This is a genomic window from Glycomyces sp. NPDC021274 (assembly GCF_040641195.1).
GTDB lineage: Bacteria > Actinomycetota > Actinomycetes > Mycobacteriales > Micromonosporaceae > Glycomyces.
In genome coordinates this window covers 77,231-91,983 of sequence record NZ_JBFADC010000002.1, presented here as the reverse complement: position 1 = coordinate 91,983, position 14,753 = coordinate 77,231, and the positions used below count along the sequence as shown (strand labels likewise).

The following is a 14,753-nucleotide window of genomic DNA, read 5'->3' as shown; positions in this document are numbered from 1 at the left end:
GGGTCGCGGTGGCGTGGTCAGCGGTCGGCGCCGAACCAGCCCGGTGTGTCGAGTTGGAAGAGCTCGCCGGGGGTGAGGGTGCGCAGGTCGGCGTGGAGTGCGGCGAGCCGGTCCTCGCCGATGGCCTCGGCCCAGCGGGTCTGGACGGCCGCGAAGAGCCGCGCGGACCGGTCGAGGACGTCGACGCCTTTGCCGGTGAGGCGCACGACTTTGCGGCGGGCGTCGCGGGCGTCGGCGGCGCGTTCGACGTAGCCGCGCTGCTCGAGGTTCGCGATGGTCTTGCCGGCGGCCTGCTTGCTGACGCCCAGGCGCGCGCCGAGTTCGACGGCGGTGGTGCCGTCGATGCCGATGGCCTGGAAGACGAAGCCGTGCATGGGCCGGATGTCGGGGTGGCCTTCGCGGGCGAGTTCGGCGTGGACCTCGTCGATGATGGACCGGAAGGCCGCGAAGAGCCGCAGCGGGAGCTCGTAGCCGGGGGTCGGCTCAACCATGATCGACAACCTGGTTTACTATATGGGTAACCATGTTGTCCATCTTAGGAGTGCACCTCTTGCGCATCGTCCGCAGCACCGAATCCCGCCGCTCCGAGACCCCCGCGGCGGTCATGACCACCCTCGCCTCCCCCGCGCTCGGCGGCGCGACCGCGCCGCTGTGGAAGGTCGAGGCCGCACCCGGCACCGCCGGCCCCGTGCACCACATCGACGCCGAGCAGGTCTGGACCGTCCTCGGCGGATCCGTCACCGCGACCGTGGACGGCGAGGCCGCCGACCTCGGCGCGGGCGACACGATCGTGATCGCCGCAGGCACCGCCCGCCAGTTCACCCCCGGCCCGGAGGGGTTCACCGCGCTCTGCACCGGCCCCGCCGGCATGCAGGCGTACCTGCCCGGCAAGGAGGACGCGAAGATGACCCCGCCTTGGACCGCTTAAGCGGCGCGGCGGCGGGCGTAGTCGCGCAGCGCCCGCAGGAAGTCGACCTGCCGGAACCCGGGCCAGTAGACGTCGCAGAAGTACAGCTCGGCGCCCGCCGACTGCCACAGCAGGAAGCTCGAGAGCCGCCGCTCGCCGCTGGTGCGGATGATGAGGTCGGCGCCCGGCAGGTCCGGCGTGTACCGGTGGGCGCCGATGTCGGCCGCCGTCAACCGCTCGGCGAGGTCGCCGACGGCGGTGCCGCGGGCCGCCTCGGCCTCCAGCAGGGACCGGACGGCGTCCACGATCTCGACCTGGCCGTCGTAGCCGATCGCGATCGTCAGATGCCCGCCGGTCCGCGCCGCGGTCGCCTCGACGGCGGCCTTGAGCGCGTGCGCGGTCGAATCGGGCAGGTGGTCCAGGCGCCCGGCGAGGTGCAGCCGCCACCGGTTCCCTGGGCGCATCAGCCTCTCGGCGACGATCTCCTCGATCATCGCCATCAGATGCGCGACCTCCCCGCTGTCGCGCTTGGTGAGGTTGTCGTTCGAGGCCACGTACACGGTCACGTGCCCGATGCCGATCCCGGCGCACCAGTCCAGGAGGTCCTCCAGGTGCTCGGCCCCGTAGCGGTGGCCCACACCGGGATCCTCGAACCCCTGCTGCCGGGCCCAGCGCCGGTTCCCGTCCATCGCCACGGCCACATGCCGAGGCAGCAGTCCACTGTCGAGCTTGCGGTGCAAGCGCTTCGCATACCAGCGGTAGAGGACTCGGGGTGCGCGCATGCCGCCAAGCCTATCGGGACGACACCCGCAGAGGCCGCCCCGCTCACAGGTTCATCCCGGAGGAAGCGGCGGGGCGGCCCGGTCGGGCCGCCCCTGTGCGCGGTCCACCGGTCCGGCGCTAGAGGTTCGCGGCAGCGTAGGCGTCCATGGCCGCGCGCATGTAGGCGGCGAATCCCTCCCCCACCCGCTCGTAGGTCTCCTTGAAGCGCGGGTCGTCGGTGTAGAGCGCGCCCAGGCCCCGGTAGGCCTCGGCGGTCGGCTGTGCGCCCCAGTGCCTGGCGATGAGCCAGTAGTGGTCGACGACCACCTCCTGCACGTCCTGGTCGCCGGCGGCCTTGCCGGCGTCGCGGAGTGCGGCCAGGCGGGCGTTGATGCCGTGGAACGCCTCGGGGATCGCCCGGCGCTCCTCGGGGGTGAGCTTCTGGAGGACGCTCCAGGCGCGCTCGACGACGGCCTGGCCCCACCGCCTGCGGGCCTCGTCGCGGTACTGGGCCTCGGTGGCGGGGTCGAGTCCGCCGAACCAGGTTTCGGGCGCCATGGGCTGGCCTCCTTCGAGTTGTCGGATGGTCGCCTCGACGGTGGCCGCGAGGCGGTCGAGGCGGTTGCGCTCGGTGTCGATCTCGGCCGCGTGCCGCTTCAGGGCGTCGACGGAATCGAGGTCGCCCGCGAGGATCTCGGCCACCACGTCGAGCCGCAGCCCGAGGCGTTTGAGCAGCAGGATCTGCTGCAGCCGCAGCAGTTCGGGCCGGCCGTAGCGGCGCTGGCCGCCGCGGTCGTGGGAGGCCGGTTCGAGGAGGCCGATGGCGTCGTAGTGGCGCAGGGTGCGCGCCGAGACGCCGGCCAGGCGGGCGACCTCTGCGGTCGTCCAGACGTCCATCGATGGCGCTCCTTCGTTCGCGGTGCGGTTCCGACGGTATTGGCTGACGCAGCGTCAACTGCAAGGTTCCCGAAGAGAGACACGGGTCACGGCCGGGCGCCGCGACCTGACCGCGCGCGGGTCGTTGTTCACATGGGGCGGCATTACCCACTCACGTGGGGCGTACATACCCCCTGGGGTCTCCCCGCTCACGCGGGGCAGGAGAAACGGGAAGCCCCCCGGCGCGAGCCGGGGGGCTTCTTCCATGTGCGGCGCGCTAAGCGGCGCGGACCGCGGCCTTGCGGAAGTCGCGGTTGAGCTTGCCGATGACGTCGAGCCCGATCTCCTTGGGGCACGCGGCGGCGCATTCGCCGGTGTTGGTGCACCCGCCGAAGCCGGCCTCGTCGTGGGCGGCGACCATGCCGAGCACGCGCGTGGCCCGCTCGGGCTGGCCCTGCGGCATGAGGCCCAGGTGGGTGACCTTGGCGCCCATGAAGAGCATGCCCGAGCCGTTGGGGCAGGCGGCGACGCAGGCGCCGCAGCCGATGCACGCGGCGGCGCTGAACGCGGCGTCGGCGTCCTGCTTGGGGATCGGCACGGCGTGGGCGTCCGGGGCGGTCCCGGTCGGCGCGGAGATGTACCCGCCGGCCTGGATGATGCGGTCGAACGCCGAGCGGTCGACGACGAGGTCCTTGATGACCGGGAACGCGCCGGCGCGCCACGGCTCGATGTCGATCGAGTCGCCGTCCTTGAACTTGCGCATGTGCAGCTGGCAGGTCGTGGTGGCGGCCTGCGGGCCGTGCGGCTGGCCGTCGATCACCAGCGAGCAGGCGCCGCAGATGCCTTCGCGGCAGTCGTGGTCGAAGGCGACCGGGTCGTCGCCTTCGCTGATGAGGCGCTCGTTGAGGACGTCGAGCATCTCCAGGAACGAGGCGTCCTCGGAGACCTCGTCGATCTCGTAGGACACCATCTTGCCCGGGGCTTGGGCGTCGGGCTGGCGCCAGATGCGCAGGGACAGCTTCACTTGTAGCTCCGTTGGGTGGGCTTGACGTATTCGAACTCGAGGGCTTCCTTGTGGAGGACGGGCGCGTCCTCCCCGTACTCCCAGGCCGCGACGTACGAGAAGTTGTCGTCGTCGCGTTTGGCCTCGCCGTCCTCGGTCTGGGACTCGGCGCGGAAGTGCCCGCCGCAGGACTCGGTGCGGTGGAGGGCGTCGATGCACATGAGCTCGCCGAGTTCGAGGAAGTCGGCGACGCGGCCGGCCTTCTCGAGCTCCTGGTTGAGCGCTTCGGCCTTGCCGGTGACCTTGACGCGGCGGTAGAACTCGTCCTTGAGGCCGCGGATGAGGCCGATGGCCTTGCGCAGGCCCTCGTCGGTGCGCTCCATCCCGCAGTACTCCCACATGATCTTGCCGAGTTCGCGGTGGAAGGAGTCGACGGTGCGGTCGCCGTCGTTGTTCAGGAAGAAGCTGATGCGGTCGTCCACGTCCTTGCGGGCGGCGACGACGTCCTCGTGGGTCTCGTCGAGGGCGTCGAAGGGCCCGTCGGCGAGGTAGTCGGAGATCGTGTTCGGCAGGACGAAGTAGCCGTCCGAGAGGCCCTGCATGAGCGCCGAGGCGCCCAGGCGGTTGGCGCCGTGGTCGGAGAAGTTCGCCTCGCCGGCCACGAACAGGCCGGGGATGTTGGAGGAGAGGTCGTAGTCGACCCACAGGCCGCCCATGGTGTAGTGCACGGCCGGGTAGATGCGCATGGGGCGCTCGTACGGGTTCTCGCCCGTGATCCGCTCGTACATGTCGAACAGGTTGCCGTACTTGGCTTCCACGGCCTTCTTGCCCAGGCGCTCGATGGCGCCGGCGAAGTCGAGGTAGACGCCGAGGCCGCCGGGGCCGACCCCGTGGCCCTCGTCGCACACCACTTTGGCGGCGCGCGAGGCGATGTCGCGGGGCACGAGGTTGCCGAACGCCGGGTAGCGGCGCTCGAGGTAGTAGTCGCGCTCGTCCTCGGGGATGTCGGCCGGGTGGCGGTCGTCGCCCTTCTTCTTGGGGACCCAGACGCGGCCGTCGTTGCGCAGCGACTCGGACATGAGGGTGAGCTTCGACTGGTGCTCGCCGGACTGCGGGATGCAGGTCGGGTGGATCTGCGTGTAGCAGGGGTTGGCGAAGTAGGCGCCCTTGCGGTGCGCGCGCCAGCCGGCGGTGACGTTGCAGCCCATGGCGTTCGTCGACAGGAAGTACACGTTGCCGTACCCGCCGGTGGCGAGGACGACGGCGTCGGCGAGCTCGGTGGAGATCTCGCCGGTGACCAGGTCGCGCACGACGATGCCGCGGGCCTTGCCTTCGACGATGATGAGCTCGAGCATCTCGTGGCGGGTGTGCAGGTCCACGGTGCCGGCCGCGACCTGGCGCTGCAGGGCCTGGTAGGCGCCCAGGAGCAGCTGCTGGCCGGTCTGGCCGCGGGCGTAGAACGTGCGGGAGACCTGCGCGCCGCCGAAGGAGCGGTTGTCGAGCAGGCCGCCGTACTCGCGGGCGAACGGGACGCCCTGGGCGACGCACTGGTCGATGATCTCGGTGGAGACCTCGGCGAGGCGGTGCACGTTGGACTCGCGGGAGCGGAAGTCGCCGCCCTTGACGGTGTCGTAGAACAGGCGGTGGACGCTGTCGCCGTCGTTGCGGTAGTTCTTCGCGGCGTTGATGCCGCCCTGCGCGGCGATCGAGTGCGCCCGGCGCGAGGAGTCCTGGAAGCAGTAGTTGGCGACCCGGTAGCCGAGCTCGCCGAGCGTGGCGGCGGCGGAGGCGCCGGCGAGGCCGGTGCCGACGACGATGACGCGCAGCTTGCGGCGGTTGGCCGGGTTGACCAGCCGCCCGGAGAAGCGGCGCTGCTCCCAGCGCTCTGCGATGGGCCCGGTGGGGGCCTTGGTGTCCAGGGCGGGTGCGCCCTCGCGGTAGAAGTCAGTGCTCATATCACTTCACCAGTCCGAACGTGACCGAGATGGGGACGATGGCGAACCCCAAGACGATGATGAGGGCGACGGCGAGGCCGATCGCCTGGGTGCGCTTGCGCCACTTCGAGTCCGGGCCGGCGATGGTCTGCACGGCCGACCAGATGCCGTGGCGCAGGTGGAAGAACAGCGCGAACAGCGCCAGCAGGTAGAACACGGTGACGGGCCAGCGCTCGGGGCTGAACGTGGCGATGACGGCGCCGTAGGCGTCGGGGACGTCCTTGACCGGGTTCACGGTGCGGAACGTGAGGTCCAGGAGGTGCCAGATGATGAACAGGAAGACGACGACGGCGCCCCAGCGCATGGTGGCGACGGCGTGGCGCGATTCGCCCTTGGCGGGCTTCTTGGAGGCGTAGCGCACCGGGCGGGCGGCCAGGGCGCGGCGGGTGAGGACGACCGCGGACCAGATGTGGACGGCGGCGGTGGCGATGAGGCCGATGCGCAGGATCCACAGGAGGCTCTCGTGGGGCAGGAGCGGGTGGCCGAGGGTGCGCAGGCCGTGGGCGTACTCGTTCATCTCCTCGCGGCCCTCGAAGACGTGCAGGTTCCCGGCCATGTGGGCGGCGAGGAAGAGCACGAGGAGGATGCCGGAGACCGCCATGGCGATCTTCAGGCCGATGTTGGAGCGCCATGGCGCTTGCGGCGCGCGGGGGCGCTGGTCCGGCCTCGCGGCGGGGCGTTTCTGCAAATCCGTAGACACGTCCAGAGGCTAGACGCGATATGGGTCACGGGTCCAATTCATGGCGTGGCCCTGTTTGATGCCGTTAGGTTATGCATATGCGTCCGCAGCAACTCCAGGCCTTCCTCGCTGTCGCACAAACCCGGCATTTCACCCATGCGGCCGAAGAACTCGGTGTGACACAACCGTCATTGAGCAAGCAGATCCAGGCGCTCGAATCGGAGCTCGGCGCGCCGCTGTTCACGCGTGCGCGGGGCCGGATCGAGTTGACGGACGCGGGGCAGACGCTGCTGCCGCACGCGCGGCGGATCACCGCGGCGGTGACGGCGGCGCGCTCGGACATCGACGACGTGCTCGCGGTGCGCGCGGGGCACCTGCGGCTGGGGGCGACGCCGTCGCTGTGCTCGTGGCTGATCGCGCCGCTGCTGACGCGGTACCTGGAGGCGCATCCGGGGGTGACGGTGACGTTGACCGAGGACGGTTCGGGGCCGCTGACCGACCACTTGTCGGCCGGGGACCTGGATCTGGCGTTCACCATCGGCGACAAGGCCGACGCCACGGGGTTGACGGTCCAGCCGCTGCTGTCGGAGGCGCTCGTGGTCGCTTCGGCCGCGCATCTGCCGCCGCTGACGCGGCAGGGGTACATCGGGCTGCCGCAGCTGCGGGAGCAGGCGTTCGTGCTGCCGGCGCACGGGTACGACCTGCGGGACCTGACGATCACGACGTGCGAGGCGGCGGGGTTCACGCCGCGCACGGGTGTGGACGGGGGTGCGACGGACGCGGTGGCGTCGCTGGTGGAGGCGGGGCTGGGGATCGCGCTGCTGCCGGCGATGATCGCGGCGGGGCGGCCGGGCCTGCGGGCGACGCCGCTGGCGCCGCCGGGGGCGAGCCGCACGATCGCGCTCGCCGCGCGGCGGGAGGCGCCGCTGACGAAGGCGGCGGGGGCGTTCGCGGCGTCACTGGAGGCGCATTTGACGGACCTGCATGCGTGGGGGCGGTTGCCGCAGGGCATGCAGGCCCTCTGAGCTGTTCGCAGGTGTCGCGGTTCGGATGAGGCGCGGTCGAGTAAGTCCTCGAATACGGCTCGGTCGAACATGGCGGCGATCTGGCGGGCGGAGGGGGTGCCGGCGTCGGGGTCGGCGCCGGCGTCGAGGAGGACGGTGACGACGTCGCGGTAGTCCTTGAAGACCGCTCCGGCGAGCGGGGACTGGTCGCGGTCGTTGCGCCGCTCGATGTCGGCGCCGGCTTTGACCAGGGCGCGGACGGTGTCGGCGTGGCCGTGGTAGGCGGCCAGCATCAGCAGGGAGTCGCCTGAGCCGTTCACCAGGTCGACGGGGAGGCCGGTCTCCACGAAGCGGAGCAGTCGCTCGGTTTCGCCGGTGCGGGCCAGGTCGAAGGCGGCTTCGGCTATGTCGTTGAAATCCTCGTCATCGCTCACGTCCCACAGCTTTGCACACCCGGACGGGTGACGTACGGGTTCGTGCGGGGCCTCCGCAATGGACCGCTCCCAGTGGAGTTCACCCTCGCAGGTGTCGAGACGGGTATTGACACGGCTGCGCAGGGATGGCAAAGATTGATGCGGGCCCGCGCGGGCGCTTCGCTGACACGAGTCCCCGCGGTTCCTTCTAACGGTGGGACACAAACGGTGAGGACTCGGGCATGAGCGAGCCGAAAATCCTAGGGCAGTTCCAATTGGAGCATCGCACTATTCAAGTGAGCGGCGACGACGGCAATACCGGGACTGTGTGGTTGCGCCGGGTCCATCCCGATCCGCCGATGGCGCTGGGCTGCGTGGTCGAGCTCGACTCCTCGACGCCGCGGCTGCGCCTGTACCGGGCGGAGTGGCCCGATGCGCTGCGGGAGCAGGCGAAGGAGCAGACGCTCGCGATCTGGCGTTCGGCGCGGTCTTAGGCGAGGGCGGCGGCGACGCCGGCGGCCTTCGCTTCGGCTTCGGCCACTTCGGCTTCGGGGTCGGAGCGCCAGGTGATGCCGCCGCCGGACCAGATGTGGGCGTGCTCGGCGTCGAGGGCGACGGTGCGGATGGTGACGCCCAGGCGGGCCCGGCGGCCGGTGAGGTAGCCGAAGGCGCCCATGGCGGGGCCGCGGCCGACCGGTTCGAGGCCGCCGACGAGGTCGAGGACGGCGAGTTTGGGGGCGCCGGTGACCGATCCGGGCGGGCACATGGCGCGCAGGAGGTCGGTGAAGCCGGTGCCGGGGGCGAGGTCGGCGGTGACGGTGGACTCGGCCTGCCACAGGTCGGCCCAGCGGCCGATGTGGAAGAGGTCCTTCACGGTGACGGTGCCGGGGGCGGCCACCTGCGCGAGGTCGTTGCGTTCGAGGTCGACGATCATGACGTGCTCGGCGCGTTCCTTGACGGAGGCCAGGAGCGCGGCCCGTCCGTCCTCTGTGGCCGGTGCGGTGCCTTTGATGGGGTAGGTCGCCGCGGTGGCGTCGTCGGCGGTGAGGAAGCACTCCGGTGACCCGGAGGCGACGAGCCAGTCGTCGCCGGACAGCACACCGCCCCAGGTCGCACCGGTCACTGTGGAGGCCGCCGCGGCGAGGGCGGCCGGATCGCCGCTCCAGCGGGCGCGGCGGTGGCCCACGATGTTGGCGACGTACACGTCGCCGCGGGCGATGGCGTCCTGCACTGCGGTGACGGCCTTGGCGTGGTCGGCACCCGACCAGGAGGCCTCCCAGGGTCCGACCGTGAAAGTACCGGGCCGCGCGCTCTCGCGGGCGGGCCCGTGCGCGTACGCGACGAGCGCCAGGTCCGGCACGGCCGGAACGGGACTGGGCGCGCCGGTCGCACCGCCGATCATCGCCGCACCGGCGGCGGCCGAGACGAGCACCGCGACACCGCAGACCACCCCGACATCGTCCGTGTGCTCGCCGCCGGCGAGGTGGCGCGCGCGGAAGGCCGCGGCGAGCGCCGCCGGGTCGCCGCCGTCGCCCAGGCGCCATTCGAGCCGGTCGACCTCGACGAGCCTGCCCCGGCACGCCGCGGGCACGCCCGGCGGGGCGGGGCGGACGGCGCGGAAGTTCGGCATGGCTCCAGTATCACCGCGCCCGGGCCCGACGGCCCGAGCCGTGTGGCTCACCTCACCGGTCTCAACTGCCGATCGAGTCCAGGACACCGCCCTCGGCCGGCGCCTGGATGAACGCACCGCCCGTGGCCGCGGCGACCGTGGTCAGGTTCTCCGGGTCGGTCTCCCCGAACCCGACGGTGTACACCACCGTCGGCGCCGCCAGCTGCGCCGCGGTGTCGGCGGCGCTGCCCTCGCTCGACTCGTCCCTGCTCGAGTTGGTGAAGACCACGATGATGCTCTGCACGCCGTCCCCGGCCTGCCCGTTCATGAACGCGCTGGCCGCCAGGAGGGTGTCGTAGAGCGGCGCACTGCCTTCGTAACTGTTGTCGGAGACGTCGTACAGGTCGGTCTCGAGGGCGTCGCGCCCGTCATCGGTGAGCTCGGTCAGGCCCGCCACCTCCCGGTAGGGCCCGTCCTCCCCCGCGCCCACCCCGTACTCCCACACGCCGACCTGGTAGGTCGGCTCCATCTCCTGCATCGTCGCAATGGCCGCCTGGACGGCCGCGTCCCCCGCCGTGAGGTCCTCACCGCCGTAGGCGACGGTCTCGGCGTCGGTGGACGCGGACCGGTCCATGAGGAACAGCACGTGCAGGGCGTCGCGGCCGACCAGCCATGCCCGCACCGCCTCGCCCACGATCTCCGGCGTCGTCGGGGCCAGCGCGGCCTGCGGATCCTCGACGGCCTGCAATTCGGTGTCCGCGAACGCACCGGAGTCGACCTGGCCCTTGAGGAAGGCCCCGAACTGCTCGGCGATCGCGGCGTCGGATTCGGAGACCCAGCCGCCGCCGAGGACGAGATAGGTCGCGACGGCGGCGGCGACGGACCCGGCCGGGATGACGGGGACGAGCGGGTCGGGGGGCGCGCTCTGGGCGTTGAAGTCCTCGACCTGGTAGTCCAGGGCGGTGATCGCCACAGTGGGGTCGGGGGCTTCGGCGTAGGCGTCGAGCAGTTCGTCAGCGCTGGGCGGGAGCGTGCCCGAGCCGGTCGCGCCCTTCCAGGCGGCCATGGCGTCGGCGGAGAACCCGCCCGCGCCGTCGCCGGCGGCGTTGAGCATCGCGACCAGGCCCTCGGTGGACCGCCGGGGGTTCGCCGCGGCGAGCGAGATCTGCCCGCCCTGCGCGGCGGTGATCACGTCGGTCCAGGTGGGCGCTGCACCACCGACCCAGCCCAGAGCGGTGGCCGTCGAGTTCGGTACGGCCAGTACCGAAGTCGCCTGGCCGAGCACGAGCGGTTCGCCCGCGACGAACCCGGCGGTGTTCTCGTCGGCGGCCAGCCACGACACCCACGCCTGCGAGTCGGGGACCCACGCGATCGGGCGCGGCCCCAGCTCCTTGGTCTCCCAGTTGCCCGTGATCCCCTTGGACGCGTCCGCGGCCGAGACCTCTCTGATCTCCGCGCCGATGCACTGCCCGGTGCCCGCCTCGGGCTGCGTCGACTCCCATTCCTGGGCGGCGTCCTCGAGGGTCCCGGCGAGGCTCGGCGCGGCCGCGATGGCCACGCGGTACATCGGCCCCTCGCAACCCGACCGCAGCAGGGCCACGAATCCCCAGGTCAGACCCGAGGCGACGACCACGCACACGAGGGTGATCACGATCCAGGGGGCCACCACCATCCGGTTGCCGCCCTTTTTGCGTCGCCGCCCGAGCCGGTGCGACCTCACCTTGTGCGTGGTACCGAAAACCATCAGCTTCACTCCTGGGGGAATCGTCGGCGCCCAGTGTAAAGCCCCTGCCTCAGGCCCCGCCCACTGTGGTGAGCGAGGCCCGCGTTCGACTACTCCCCGAACGCCTCGATCGGCGGGCACGTGCACGCCAGGTTCCGGTCCCCCCACGCATTGTCGATGCGCCCGACCGGCGGCCAGTACTTGGCCGCGCTCGTCGAACCCTGCGACGCGTGGGCGGCCCCGATCCCGGCGGGCCATGCGGCCGCGGAGCGCGTGTAGGCCCGGTCCCAGGCGTCGGCGGTGGCGACGGCGGCGGTGTGCGGGGCGGCGCGCAGCGCCGACTCCTCCACCGCGACCGCACCGGAGGCGACGGCGTCGATCTCGGCGCGGATGGCGATCATCGCCTCGCAGAACCGGTCGAGTTCGGCGAGGTCCTCGGACTCGGTGGGCTCGACCATGAGGGTCCCGGCGACCGGGAACGACATCGTCGGCGCGTGGAACCCGTAGTCGATGAGCCGCTTGGCCACGTCCTCCACGGTCACGCCCGAGGTCCGCGAGAGCTCGCGCAGGTCCAGGATGCACTCGTGCGCGACGAGCCCGTGCTTGCCGGTGTACAGCACCGGGTAGTGGTCGCGCAGGCGCGCCGCGATGTAGTTCGCCGCGAGCACGGCCGACGCGGTGGCGGCGGTGACCCCCTCGGCGCCCATCATCCGCAGGTACATCCACGGGATCTGCAGGATGCCCGCCGAACCCCACCGCGCCTGCGACACCGGCCCCACCGGCCCAGCGGTCTCGCCCATGGGGTCGGAGGGCAGGAACGGCACGAGGTGCTCGGCGACGGCGACCGGGCCGACGCCGGGCCCGCCGCCGCCGTGCGGGATGCAGAACGTCTTGTGCAGGTTCAGGTGCGACACGTCGGCCCCGAACCGGCCGGGCTTGGCCCAGCCCAGGAGCGCGTTGAGGTTCGCGCCGTCGACGTACACCTGCCCGCCGGCGTCGTGGACCTTCGCGCACACCTCAACGATCGTCTCCTCGTACACCCCGTGCGTGGACGGGTAGGTGACCATGATGGCCGCCAACCGGTCCGCGTGCTGCTCGATCTTGGCGTCCAGGTCGGCCAGGTCGACGTTCCCGGCCTCGTCGCAGGCGACGACGACGACGCGCATCCCGGCGAGGACGGCGGAGGCGGCGTTGGTGCCGTGCGCGCTGGCGGGGATGAGGCAGAGGTCGCGGTCGGTCTGGCCGCGGTGGTGCTGCCAGGCGCGGATGGCGAGGAGGCCGGCGAGTTCGCCTTGGGAGCCGGCGTTGGGCTGCACCGAGACGGCGGCGTAGCCGCAGACTTCGGCGAGCCAGGTCTCGAGCTGGCCGATGAGCGCCTGCCAGCCGCGGGTCTGGTCGGCGGGGGCGAGGGGGTGGACGTCGGCGAACTCGGGCCAGGAGACGGGTTCCATCTCGGCGGCGGCGTTGAGCTTCATGGTGCAGGAGCCGAGCGGGATCATGCCCCGGTCGAGCCCGTAGTCCTTGTCGGCCAGGCGCTTGAGGTAGCGCATCATGCCGGTCTCGGAGTGGTGGGCGGTGAACACCGGGTGGGTCAGGTACGCGGATTCGCGGCGCAGCCCGGCCGGGATGCGGACCGGCGCGGTGTCCTCCAGGCGCACGCCGAAGGCGTCGCAGACGGTGCGCAGGTCGGCGTCGGTGGTGGTCTCGTCGCAGGCGATGGTGACGGTGTCGGGGCCGGCGCGGTGGAGGTTGACGCCCGCGGCGGCGGCTGCCGCGACGATCGCGTCGGCCCGGCCGGGCACGGTGGCGGTGACGGTGTCGAAGCACGCGTCGCCGGCGAGCGGGATGCCGGCGGCGTCGAAGGACGCGGCGAGGCGGGCTGCGGCGCGGGCGGCGTGCTCGGCGATGCCGCGCAGGCCCTCGGGGCCGTGCCAGACGGCGTAGGAGGCGGCGATGACGGCCGGGAGCACCTGGGCGGTGCAGATGTTGCTCGTGGCCTTCTCGCGGCGGATGTGCTGCTCGCGTGCTTGGAGTGCCAGGCGCAGGGCGGGGGCGCCGGAGGAGTCGCGGGAGACGCCGACGAGGCGGCCGGGCAGTTGGCGCTGGAGGCTGTCGCGGACGGCCATGTATCCGGCGTGGGGTCCGCCGAAGCCCATGGGCATGCCCAGGCGCTGGGTGGAGCCGACGGCGATGTCGGCGCCGAATTCGCCGGGGGCGGTGAGGAGGGTGAGGGCGAGGAGGTCGGCGGCGACGGTGACGAGGGCGCCGGCCGCGTGGGCGGCCTCGACGGTGGGGGTCCAGTCGGTGACGGTGCCGTCGGCGGCGGGGTACTGCAGGAGGATGCCGAAGGCGTCCTCGGGGATCGCGGTGGGGTCGGTGAGGTCGGCGGTGTGCAGGGTGATGCCGACCGGTTCGGCCCGGGTCTGGAGGACCGCGAGGGTCTGCGGGAGGACGCGGTGGTCGACGGCGAAGACGTTCCCTGCGCGCTTTTTCCCGGATCGGCGGGCGAGGAGCATCGCTTCGGCGGCGGCGGTGGATTCGTCGAGGAGGCTGGCGCCGGCGACGGGCAGGCCGGTGAGGTCGGCGCACATGGTCTGGAAGTTCAGGAGCGCTTCGAGGCGGCCTTGGGAGATCTCGGCCTGGTAGGGCGTGTACGCGGTGTACCAGGAGGGGTTCTCCAGGACGTTGCGGCGGATGACGGCGGGGGTGTGGGTGCCGTAGTAGCCGAGGCCGATCATGGAGCGGGCGGGGCGGTTCTGGGCGGCGAGGTCGGCGAGTTCGGCCTGGGCCCGGGTCTCGGAGACCGCTGCGGGGAGGTTGAGGCCGTCCCGGGAGCGGATGAGGGCGGGCATGCAGGCGTCCATGAGCGCGTCGAGGCTGGGCTGCCCGACGGTCTTGAGCATGGCGTCCTGGTCGGCGGTGCTGGTGCCGATGTGGCGGGCGGCGAATGAGCGGTCGGTCATGGGGTTCTCCGGTGACAGGTCGACGGCAGTTGCGGTCCCCTCGTCTGTCACCAGCGCCTTGCTAGCTCCAGAGCGGCCTGTGCCGGGCGGTCCTGGTACCTGAGAGTTTGAAGCGAGGGACTTGCCCCTTCGGTGCCGTGTAGCGCGTGTGGCCCACGATCTCTCCCGCCCGGTTTTGCGGCTCTGCGGCCATGGTAGGTCAGGAGGCGGTGCGTCGGCGACCGGGCACGGTCCCGGTGTGGTGCGCCTGGGTCTGCTCGGGCGGGTGCAGGCGGGTGGGGGTCTTGACGGGGGCTTCGCCCGGGAGGGTGGCGAGGCGGCCCATGACCTCGGTGACGGTGGTGCGCACGGCGATGCCGAAGACGCCTTGGCCGCCGCGGAGGAGGTCGATGACCTCGCCGGCGGAGCGGCATTCGTAGACGGTGGAGCCGTCGGACATGAGGGTGATCTCGGCGAGGTCCTTGACGCCGCGCGAGCGCAGGGCCTCGACGGCCTTGCGGATGTTCTGGAGGGAGACGCCGGCGTCGAGGAGGCGTTTGATGACTTTGAGGACGATGATGTCGCGGAAGGAGTAGAGGCGGTTGGAGCCGGATCCGGAGGCGCGGCGGATCGAGGGTTCGACGAGGCCGGTGCGGGCCCAGTAGTCGAGCTGGCGGTAGGAGATGCCGACGACGCGGCAGGCGGCGGTGCCTCTCCAGCCGCGGATCTGGTTGGGGGGGACGGCCGTGCGGCCTGCGGGTTCACTGTGGGCGTCCATGGCTTTCCTCCCCTAGGTGGTGTCGAGGTGAGCGTAAGCTTCCGGACACTCCACCATGGGCTG

General features: G+C 71.8%; 13 protein-coding genes, 1 pseudogene and 1 riboswitch. Of the genes and pseudogenes, 3 read left to right on the top strand and 11 right to left on the bottom strand.

Annotated features, from left to right (window positions below):
• Positions 1-17: 17 nt before the first annotated feature.
• On the bottom strand, positions 18-491 hold the full coding sequence (locus tag AB0I03_RS04325) for a MarR family winged helix-turn-helix transcriptional regulator (protein WP_360406192.1): 474 nt from the start codon (positions 489-491) through the stop codon (positions 18-20).
• Positions 492-550: 59 nt separating this feature from the next.
• Here AB0I03_RS04325 and AB0I03_RS04320 point away from each other — a divergent pair, with 59 nt between their 5' ends.
• Positions 551-928, top strand: coding sequence for a cupin domain-containing protein (locus AB0I03_RS04320; RefSeq protein WP_360406189.1), 378 nt, complete (start codon positions 551-553; stop codon positions 926-928).
• On the opposite strand, the gene uppS is transcribed toward AB0I03_RS04320, so the two are convergent.
• The 5 genes from uppS to AB0I03_RS04295 form a co-directional block, all read right to left on the bottom strand.
• Positions 925-1,689 carry a polyprenyl diphosphate synthase gene (uppS, locus tag AB0I03_RS04315; RefSeq protein WP_360406186.1) on the bottom strand — a complete coding sequence of 255 codons (765 nt, stop codon included), beginning with the start codon at positions 1,687-1,689 and terminating at the stop codon, positions 925-927. The two genes, AB0I03_RS04320 and uppS, sit on opposite strands and share 4 nt — an antisense overlap.
• Positions 1,690-1,807: 118 nt before the next feature.
• Positions 1,808-2,566, bottom strand: a complete 759-nt coding sequence (locus tag AB0I03_RS04310; protein ID WP_360406183.1) for a TipAS antibiotic-recognition domain-containing protein — start codon at positions 2,564-2,566, stop codon at positions 1,808-1,810.
• A 256-nt stretch (positions 2,567-2,822) separates the two neighbouring features.
• Positions 2,823-3,569 carry a succinate dehydrogenase/fumarate reductase iron-sulfur subunit gene (locus AB0I03_RS04305; RefSeq protein WP_360406180.1) on the bottom strand — a complete coding sequence of 249 codons (747 nt, stop codon included), beginning with the start codon at positions 3,567-3,569 and terminating at the stop codon, positions 2,823-2,825.
• On the bottom strand, positions 3,566-5,503 hold the full coding sequence (locus AB0I03_RS04300) for a fumarate reductase/succinate dehydrogenase flavoprotein subunit (RefSeq protein ID WP_360406177.1): 1,938 nt from the start codon (positions 5,501-5,503) through the stop codon (positions 3,566-3,568). The genes AB0I03_RS04305 and AB0I03_RS04300 overlap by 4 nt, the downstream gene beginning before the upstream one ends.
• Before the next feature lies 1 nt (position 5,504).
• The gene (locus tag AB0I03_RS04295) at positions 5,505-6,242 is read right to left on the bottom strand and encodes a succinate dehydrogenase cytochrome b subunit (RefSeq protein WP_360406174.1); all 738 of its coding nucleotides are present in this window, start codon (positions 6,240-6,242) and stop codon (positions 5,505-5,507) included.
• 77 nt (positions 6,243-6,319) lie between these two features.
• Between AB0I03_RS04295 and AB0I03_RS04290 the strand changes: the two genes are divergently transcribed.
• Positions 6,320-7,246 carry a LysR substrate-binding domain-containing protein gene (locus tag AB0I03_RS04290; protein ID WP_360406171.1) on the top strand — a complete coding sequence of 309 codons (927 nt, stop codon included), beginning with the start codon at positions 6,320-6,322 and terminating at the stop codon, positions 7,244-7,246.
• 59 nt (positions 7,247-7,305) lie between these two features.
• Here the strand turns inward: AB0I03_RS04290 and AB0I03_RS04285 are convergent.
• Positions 7,306-7,668, bottom strand: a pseudogene (locus AB0I03_RS04285) (ankyrin repeat domain-containing protein); the annotation flags it as partial.
• 212 nt (positions 7,669-7,880) lie between these two features.
• On the opposite strand from AB0I03_RS04285, the gene AB0I03_RS04280 reads away from it, so the two are divergent.
• On the top strand, positions 7,881-8,132 hold the full coding sequence (locus AB0I03_RS04280; protein ID WP_360406168.1) for a hypothetical protein: 252 nt from the start codon (positions 7,881-7,883) through the stop codon (positions 8,130-8,132).
• Here the strand turns inward: AB0I03_RS04280 and AB0I03_RS04275 are convergent.
• The 4 genes from AB0I03_RS04275 to AB0I03_RS04260 form a co-directional block, all read right to left on the bottom strand.
• Complete coding sequence (locus tag AB0I03_RS04275) at positions 8,129-9,268, bottom strand: chorismate-binding protein (protein ID WP_360406165.1); 1,140 nt, start codon at positions 9,266-9,268, stop codon at positions 8,129-8,131. The genes AB0I03_RS04280 and AB0I03_RS04275 overlap by 4 nt on opposite strands.
• 61 nt (positions 9,269-9,329) lie before the next feature.
• Positions 9,330-10,991, bottom strand: a complete 1,662-nt coding sequence (locus tag AB0I03_RS04270) for a VWA domain-containing protein (protein WP_360406162.1) — start codon at positions 10,989-10,991, stop codon at positions 9,330-9,332.
• Between the two features lie 89 nt (positions 10,992-11,080).
• Complete coding sequence (gene gcvP / locus AB0I03_RS04265; RefSeq protein WP_360406159.1) at positions 11,081-13,933, bottom strand: aminomethyl-transferring glycine dehydrogenase; 2,853 nt, start codon at positions 13,931-13,933, stop codon at positions 11,081-11,083.
• 77 nt (positions 13,934-14,010) lie between these two features.
• Positions 14,011-14,111, bottom strand: a riboswitch (glycine riboswitch).
• A 21-nt stretch (positions 14,112-14,132) separates the two neighbouring features.
• Entirely contained in the window at positions 14,133-14,690 is a 558-nt protein-coding gene (locus AB0I03_RS04260) for a MerR family transcriptional regulator (RefSeq protein ID WP_360406156.1), read from the bottom strand.
• Between the last annotated feature and the right edge of the window lie 63 nt (positions 14,691-14,753).